Source organism: Lishizhenia sp., from assembly GCF_057456495.1.
Window position 1 is genome coordinate 1 of the sequence record NZ_JBVCPV010000161.1, and the last position, 7,121, is coordinate 7,121.

General features: G+C 34.1%; 9 protein-coding genes. 7 read left to right on the plus strand and 2 right to left on the minus strand.

Features of this window, described 5'->3' with window-relative positions; all coding sequences use genetic code 11:
- Nucleotides 1-22 precede the first annotated feature (22 nt).
- The 7 genes from ybiA to AC22ZQ_RS11200 all read left to right on the plus strand — a co-directional run bounded on the left by ybiA (nucleotide 23) and on the right by AC22ZQ_RS11200 (nucleotide 5,193).
- Complete coding sequence (gene ybiA / locus AC22ZQ_RS11170) at nucleotides 23-568, plus strand: riboflavin biosynthesis intermediates N-glycosidase (RefSeq protein WP_318958852.1); 546 nt, start codon at nucleotides 23-25, stop codon at nucleotides 566-568.
- A gap of 70 nt (nucleotides 569-638) precedes the next feature.
- Complete coding sequence (locus tag AC22ZQ_RS11175) at nucleotides 639-1,205, plus strand: hypothetical protein (protein ID WP_318958853.1); 567 nt, start codon at nucleotides 639-641, stop codon at nucleotides 1,203-1,205.
- 6 nt (nucleotides 1,206-1,211) lie between these two features.
- Nucleotides 1,212-1,934 carry an energy transducer TonB gene (locus tag AC22ZQ_RS11180; RefSeq protein ID WP_318958854.1) on the plus strand — a complete coding sequence of 241 codons (723 nt, stop codon included), beginning with the start codon at nucleotides 1,212-1,214 and terminating at the stop codon, nucleotides 1,932-1,934.
- 232 nt (nucleotides 1,935-2,166) lie between these two features.
- Nucleotides 2,167-2,934: a hypothetical protein gene (locus AC22ZQ_RS11185; protein ID WP_318958855.1), complete on the plus strand. Its 768-nt coding sequence runs from the start codon at nucleotides 2,167-2,169 to the stop codon at nucleotides 2,932-2,934.
- Between the two features lie 482 nt (nucleotides 2,935-3,416).
- Nucleotides 3,417-3,794 carry a hypothetical protein gene (locus AC22ZQ_RS11190; protein ID WP_318958856.1) on the plus strand — a complete coding sequence of 126 codons (378 nt, stop codon included), beginning with the start codon at nucleotides 3,417-3,419 and terminating at the stop codon, nucleotides 3,792-3,794.
- A 116-nt stretch (nucleotides 3,795-3,910) separates the two neighbouring features.
- Entirely contained in the window at nucleotides 3,911-4,471 is a 561-nt protein-coding gene (locus tag AC22ZQ_RS11195; protein ID WP_318958857.1) for a hypothetical protein, read from the plus strand.
- Between the two features lie 74 nt (nucleotides 4,472-4,545).
- Nucleotides 4,546-5,193: a hypothetical protein gene (locus AC22ZQ_RS11200; RefSeq protein WP_318958858.1), complete on the plus strand. Its 648-nt coding sequence runs from the start codon at nucleotides 4,546-4,548 to the stop codon at nucleotides 5,191-5,193.
- A gap of 80 nt (nucleotides 5,194-5,273) precedes the next feature.
- Here the strand turns inward: AC22ZQ_RS11200 and AC22ZQ_RS11205 are convergent, their stop codons facing one another.
- The gene (locus AC22ZQ_RS11205; protein ID WP_318958859.1) at nucleotides 5,274-6,107 is read right to left on the minus strand and encodes an ABC transporter permease; all 834 of its coding nucleotides are present in this window, start codon (nucleotides 6,105-6,107) and stop codon (nucleotides 5,274-5,276) included.
- A gap of 4 nt (nucleotides 6,108-6,111) precedes the next feature.
- Nucleotides 6,112-7,005 carry an ABC transporter ATP-binding protein gene (locus AC22ZQ_RS11210; RefSeq protein WP_318958860.1) on the minus strand — a complete coding sequence of 298 codons (894 nt, stop codon included), beginning with the start codon at nucleotides 7,003-7,005 and terminating at the stop codon, nucleotides 6,112-6,114.
- Nucleotides 7,006-7,121: the final 116 nt, after the last annotated feature.

The following is a 7,121-nucleotide window of genomic DNA, read 5'->3' on the forward strand; positions in this document are numbered from 1 at the left end:
ACACTCAACAACCCAATGAATAATGAAAAGTTTAAATGAATTAAAGACTGCTTTTGATGAAGGTCAAAAACTCAAATTTCTTTACTTCTGGGGACATCAACCCAATAGGGACGGAAGCGTAAGTAGTTCTTGTTTTAGTCAGTGGTGGGAGTGTAGTTTCACCCATGAAAACCAGCTCTTCTCCTCTACTGAACAATGGATGATGTACCACAAAGCATTGTTGTTTCGAGATGAAGAAATTGCACAAAAGATCCTGGAATCTAATTCACCAGGAGAAGCCAAAGATTTGGGAAGAAAAGTACATGGTTTTGACCAAAAAACTTGGGAGGAAAATAGATTTGACATCGTGGTTGAAGGGAATGTTTTGAAATTTAGTCAAAACGAAAACCTCAAAACTTTCTTGTTGAATACTCAGAACAGAGTATTGGTCGAAGCCAGTCCTGTAGATGAAATATGGGGAATTGGATTGACAAAAGACAGCGAAAAGGCTCAAAATCCACATACATGGAGAGGGTTAAACTTGCTTGGTTTTGCGTTGATGGAAACCAGGAGAATTTTAAAACCTTAAAATCAGCATAGAGAGAATTTCAATTCCACCTCCGAAAAAATTAAACAAACTATACAAATACTTATAAATAATGAAATCAAGGTGTTACATTGAAGCCGATCACAACAATGTTTTTGTTACCATTCAAAATCAACCTTCAGTACAAATGAAAGTGGGACTCATTTCATTATGTCTTTTACTTCTTATTCCATTTATGTATTTAATCTCTATTCCTCCTGAGGAAACGGATAAATCTGTATTTTTTGGTGGTTTAGTTTTCATTCTATTGTATTTGCTTTTGCCCGTAAGACTAACTCTATGGACCCTGAAAGGAAAAGAACAACTCATTTTCAATACGAAGAGTTTTTCCTTTCAAAACAATTACGTTTTTTTTGACACACCGTTAAACACCACACCCATTGGCCAATTTTCCATCTATTTTGCCCCGGATAAGCTGCACAACAAAAACAATCCTGAACAACCATTAGGTAAACTTATTGTACAACACCTCGATAATGAAACGGGACTTCCTTATCATTTGTATACAAGTGCTTTTCCTATCAATGACTTCGACTACATGAATATTATTGATCAAATAGAACACGTTTTTACACATAGAAAAATGTTAGAGGGTCAATTTGTATTTTCAATGAATTAATAAACAATGGCAAGGAGAATCCTATTATTCAAACATATAATCTTCACTGTTTTTTGCGTAATTGCATTTCATAATCAAGTTCACTCCAAAAGAATATACGCGCTCCGAATATGTGTAAAGAATGGATTTGATAATTCATTAATTAAGAATGCCCAAATTTTATTTGATACAGACTCTTCCAATGTTTACTTTACAGACAGCCTCGGCTTCGTAATTTTAGATTCTTGCACAAGCGAAATAATCAATTACACAATAAAACACCCCTTGTATAAAGATTACGTGGGAAGTATATACAATAGAAAAAGAAAAGAGGATGTTTCTAAACATGTTCGAATAACTCTAAAGGAAGAGTTTTTAAAAGATTTTTTTCAACCCTACTATGCAAAGTCTCTTAAAGAAATGCAGCATAATATAGAGCTATATCCAGACAGTTGTTTTAATGCGACATTTCCTGGTGGTGAAAAATTCATGAAGAAATTTTTTCTAATGTATAGTGAATATCCAGAGAAAGCTAAAGAAAACTATGATAAAGGAAAGGTTTACGCATCATTTATAATTGAAAAAGATGGTCATATTTCCACTATTAAAATTATTAAATCTGTTTCCACAGAAATTGATAGAGAATTTAAAAGAGTAATTGAACTTCTTCCCTCTTTTATTCCTTCCTTCTGCGAGGGAGTGCCAGTTCCAAGAGAAGTAATCTGGTATGCTTCATTCTACATAAATTAAGAAAAAACACTTTAATCTGTATCCACCTCCTAGTTTTAGGAGGTGGTCTATTACAAAAGCTATTTCAACAAATTAATTGAAAATTAAAATCCTCCCTTGCCTATTTCTTTTCAGGACAGAAAACCTTAATAGAAAAGATTGCTTACTAATTCAGTAACCACTCCTAAGAGTGATTTAAACTTTTTAAATCTTTTTAAATCAGGCCAAAAACTAATTCATCTACATTTCAGAAATGAAGGATAAAAACAATAACATTAAAAATTTCAAGGTCTTAGGAATATCCATATATAAAAAGAAAAGAATTTGGGAAGAGCTTTTAACCACACCCGAATTTAGAGCCCCCCCTCAAAATCCAGCATTATCTTACCTACTTGAAAACCCATATTTAGGTTTACGTAAAGATTTCTTATGGCATCACGACGAAGAGAACAATACGATAAAAAGTGTACTTTATATACTTTTTGATCTTGTATTACGCAAGAAACTCGATGTTCATGAATACACAGACAGACGTTATGTTCTGGGTTATTTTTTTAAGAAAAATTTAAGTGGATATTACTTCACCCTCGCTAAAAATGAACCTAAAACGCTCCCCCCTTTTACAACTAATATTTTCAACGTATTGTATAAAAGCATTGAAAATAATCAGGGAAAATTGAGCTTTGAATTAGCCATTCATGTGATTTTAGATTTCCTTATTTATCCCAATGAAAAACACGTGAATCCTTTTGTTGAATATCATAAAGCAATTTTAAAGTATAACGCTGAAAATCAATCTTGGTTTACCCTACATAAAACCAAAGAAAGCTACTTTGTTCCAGAATATTTCTATTTGAGTTATGATAATGAAAATTTGAAGAAAGAAGTAGAAACATTCGATAAATTCATCGCTGCGGTAAAGGAGTTTATAACGATTAACGAACCAGCGGCGAACATTTATTTATATATAAAACAAATCCTTTTAAGAGAAATGCACAAAAGAAAAATTAAAGAAAACTAAACCTTAATAATCTACCAAGTAAACTAAATACTCATAAGACTTTTTATACGAATAGTACTATCTTTATTTTATGCAAAAAAACATCAATCCTCAAAGGATAGCTATTTTTAATACTGCCGTAGCAAGCTATTTCATTTTTCTCTTTATCGCAGCTCAATTAGAGTTTAAAGCGTCGTGGCTAGGCTTTTTTGTGGAACTACTAACTATACCCTGCTTTTTTGGACAATTCGTGCTCTTATATTTTAGTATGAAGCAGTTGAAAACCCATAAAGACAAGAAGTTTTTTCTTTACTCCACCTTAGCAGTTTTGGTTACTAGCATTGTTACCTGCGTTAGTCTAATTTTAAGTTTTCTGTAGCAAGCTTTATTCTTATTCTATGCATAATAAAAAAAATGCTATTTTCGTTGGCAAAATTTTAAACACTATAAAACTCAAACTACTAAAAAGGGAATCAGATGATTTCCTCATTAACTATTAAATCATGAAAAAAATCAACACGCTACTACTTTTACTCCTAACTACCCTACTTTGGAGCTGTTCGGGATCTGACACCTATCAAGGTAAATGGAAATGCATGAATGCCGACGAAGAAAAATTCGAACTCTATTTTTCTGAAGATAATGTCAAACTTATTAATCATAGCGATACCGTATTAGAAAGTGAATATGGTCAATACAAATATTCCTACAAAAATGGGATAGTAACCTATGGAATAAGTGGTGAAAATATTGGAACATGGTATCTTTACTTCCCCTATGAAGACGATAAAAACCGTGGACTTATCCTTGATGCGCAGGAGAATATTATATGTAGCATCTCTAAAGAGGATTATTTGAAAATAGAGCAATTAATAGACTAAGTAAAAGTAACTTTTCTCTTCCCCACCGTTAGAAGAAAATGAAAGCTATTCTACTTTTAATCTTCCTTCTAACGGTTTATGCAGCTCCGGTAAATGCAAGGTATAGAATGATATACATGGATGAATTACTTGAAGAAACAAGTGAACTAGCCGAAATTGTAATACATTCTTATACATACACTATTGATACGCTTGGAGATACTTCTCCTCTAAGAATGTATAAAAGCGTATACTGCATGCAATATTCTTATAGTCATCAACCTGACTCTATATTCAAATATATTCCCCAAAGAAACAGTAAATACGGCTGGGTGCTTTTTGCTCACCAAGACAGCATTCTATCCCAATCCTCACTTCATCAAGGCTTTTGGCCAAGAGTAAATGACACGGTATTCGTCTTTTTTGATTTTCAGGGTGAAATAAGTTTATTCGGCAGAGAATTAACTTTAAATAGAATACAACTCTGGTCACCCTACCAAAACTCCTCTTGGACAACCCTCTTTTATGCTTGTGCCCCTTTTGAACAAGATAATAGCGGTAATTTTAATCCAGGTTTTTTAATGGGTCAAAAAGAGAAAGCCAAAGAAAAGGGCTATGATTTAGCGAGTGTTTTTTACCTCTTAATAAGTCGAAAAGATTTAGACGAAATTAAAAGTATTCGAACAAAGCCGAAATAAAAATACCTCAAGACCTCTGATCTCTTAAAAAAATCGTTAAATTGTCTCTAGACAAACCCTTTAGCATAACATAGATGAAACTACTACTTGGAATTTCAATCCTATTCTTTTCACTAGGTAATTCGGTAAGCATTGCACAAAGTTTAACAGACAAACAAGAGCAAGAAGCTTATGAAGCTGGAATTTTCGAAGCCAGGGCTACGGAGACACTTCAAATCAAGGTAGAAACGGACTATCTAACACCTTGCGAAACCAAAGCGTATACGAAGTATGGTGTACGCCCTATACTTTTAGGTACTTCACTATCGGTGTATGAAGAAATAAAATCCACTGCCTTCAACGAAGTTATGTACCAACGCATTAAGGACAGCTTGGATGTGGACCAAGATGTTATCGGTAAGCTAGATTCTAACCAAGTTGTGTTTGACAATAATGACTATGCTAACTTTTTCAAAGCTATTACCCAAGAAAAGATCTCAGATAGTCTTGTAAAACTCCAACTTCCAACAGGAACATTGGAGAAATTAGGTTACCCCTACTTAAAATCGCTTAAAATTAAACATTTGAGCTCCGATACCTGGGTTTCGATAAGCGATTTAGAAAAAGGTGTAACACTTAATTCATTCAATAAAGCGTACTTAGATTTTGTTACAGACCCCAATGAAATTGAACATGATAACTTGTGCATAGACCATACGTTCTACGCTCTTCTCATTGAATAATACAGCTTATAAAGCTAAAACAACCTATGGTAGCACGCTGAACATGTTACTTGAGCATCACATTCATATTTTTTTATGAATTATAGGTCTCTACGTTTCAATAATCTGTACCCTAAAAACAAGTAAATCACCGTCCAAACCAAAGCTGTTGCAAAAGCTTTTATACCGAACCCTGTATCATACTCCACTTGCGCTCCCATAGCCTGCCCCATTTGTTGTGCAGTCTCTAATTGAGAGAAAGGTTCTGGCGTTAAATAATACAAGGACATCAGGGGTAAGTAATGGTTCAATTCTGCCGCTACTTCAGGCATATCAAAGGTCCAACGGATAACCAATAAAATGATCAATTCAAAGACATACCATACAAATACCAATCCCAGTGTTAAGGCAGATTTACGGATCAATAAGGCAACCAGCATACAGAAACTAATAAAAGCGATATGCTTTACAAAATAGCCCAGCATGTACACATATCCTTCAAAATAATCGCTCATTGTGTAGTCTGCAGAATGTATCCACCCCAACAAAGAGCTTAACAGCGTAATAAATACAGTTGCCACCAAACTAAAAAATACAACAGCCAAAAATTTAGAAAACAAAAACTCACGTTTACTCAATCCATCTATCAAGTTTTGTTTCAAGGTTCTACCCGAATATTCCATGGTAATGGAATTGATAATGATGATGGCTAAAAACACTTTGAACCAAGCGGTAATAAATGCAGCTATTTTCCAAATTATAGGAAAATCAAATACTCCTTCTTTTGCCAAATCAAAAGTAAATAAACCAATGTTAAACTTCACTGCTGTCAAAAGAGCCAATAAGGAAAGTAACCCCAAATAAAGGAAGATCAACACCTTTACCAACTTGTTATTCCACAGTTTAAAAAGTTCTATTTGTAATAATCGTATCATGTTCTTAGGCTTGGGTTAATTGAATAAACTGCTCTTCTAAACTCTCCTTCTTAAATACTAGATGTGAAAGACTTACACCGTTTTGCATTAAGTAGTGATTTAAACTCGAAGGTGTGATAACATCTTTAAAAAACACGCGGTAAAGTCCATCTGCTTCCGTTATTTTCTCAAAAGAATTGTGCAATTTCAATTGCTGTATCATTTCCTCGGCATTGTCTGCTTTCAATTCAAAAAATCCATTGGAAGCTATCAATTCATCTACCTTTCCGTTGTAGAGCATTTTTCCTTTTTGCAAGATTAAAACATGCGTACACACCTTCTCCACTTCGTCCAATAAATGAGAAGCTAAAATCACGGTAGTTCCACTTTTAGCAATATCTTTTATCAATTGCCTGATTTGTAAAATCCCTTGCGGGTCAAAACCATTGGTCGGTTCATCTAAAATCAAAACATCAGGATTGTTTAATAAAGCGGAAGCTATGGCCAATCGCTGTTTCATTCCCAAAGAAAAGGTCTTGAAAGCATCGTGTTGTCTGTCTCCCAAACCTACTAAAGTCAACTTTTCTGAAATATTCGCTGTATCTATTTGTTTGATTTTACAGACCAATTCTAAATTTTTGTAAGCAGTCATGTAAGAATAGAAATTCGGACGTTCTATCAAAGCACCTATGCGCTTTAAAGCATCTTGCGGAGAGCTTTTTCCTCCAAACCAACTAAAAGTTCCAGCTGTTGGGTTGATGACATTTAACAACATGCCCAAGGTAGTAGATTTTCCACTTCCATTAGGTCCCAAGAGTCCGTAAACAGCTCCTTTTTCTATACTTAAATCGATTTGATCTACAGCTGTGAGTCGCCTGTATTTCTTGGTGAGTCCTTTGACTTCTAAAACACTTTCCATAGTAGTTAAAGTTTGGATGCATTGAAAGTAACAAAATTCTTTACAAGAAAATATGCCTTTGTACAAGTGGTGATTTTTAGGGGCAAATAACCGCGCTATCCTTACAAGCTAACTCC

What these genes read in the sequence shown, in the direction of transcription:
- AC22ZQ_RS11205 (WP_318958859.1), bottom strand. Translation starts at nt 6,107, where the DNA reads ATGATACGATTATTACAAATAGAACTTTTTAAACTGTGGAATAACAAG.
- AC22ZQ_RS11180 (WP_318958854.1), top strand. Translation starts at nt 1,212, where the DNA reads ATGGCAAGGAGAATCCTATTATTCAAACATATAATCTTCACTGTTTTT.
- AC22ZQ_RS11195 (WP_318958857.1), top strand. Translation starts at nt 3,911, where the DNA reads ATGGATGAATTACTTGAAGAAACAAGTGAACTAGCCGAAATTGTAATA.
- AC22ZQ_RS11185 (WP_318958855.1), top strand. Translation starts at nt 2,167, where the DNA reads ATGAAGGATAAAAACAATAACATTAAAAATTTCAAGGTCTTAGGAATA.
- AC22ZQ_RS11175 (WP_318958853.1), top strand. Translation starts at nt 639, where the DNA reads ATGAAATCAAGGTGTTACATTGAAGCCGATCACAACAATGTTTTTGTT.
- AC22ZQ_RS11200 (WP_318958858.1), top strand. Translation starts at nt 4,546, where the DNA reads ATGAAACTACTACTTGGAATTTCAATCCTATTCTTTTCACTAGGTAAT.
- ybiA (WP_318958852.1), top strand. Translation starts at nt 23, where the DNA reads ATGAAAAGTTTAAATGAATTAAAGACTGCTTTTGATGAAGGTCAAAAA.
- AC22ZQ_RS11190 (WP_318958856.1), top strand. Translation starts at nt 3,417, where the DNA reads ATGAAAAAAATCAACACGCTACTACTTTTACTCCTAACTACCCTACTT.
- AC22ZQ_RS11210 (WP_318958860.1), bottom strand. Translation starts at nt 7,005, where the DNA reads ATGGAAAGTGTTTTAGAAGTCAAAGGACTCACCAAGAAATACAGGCGA.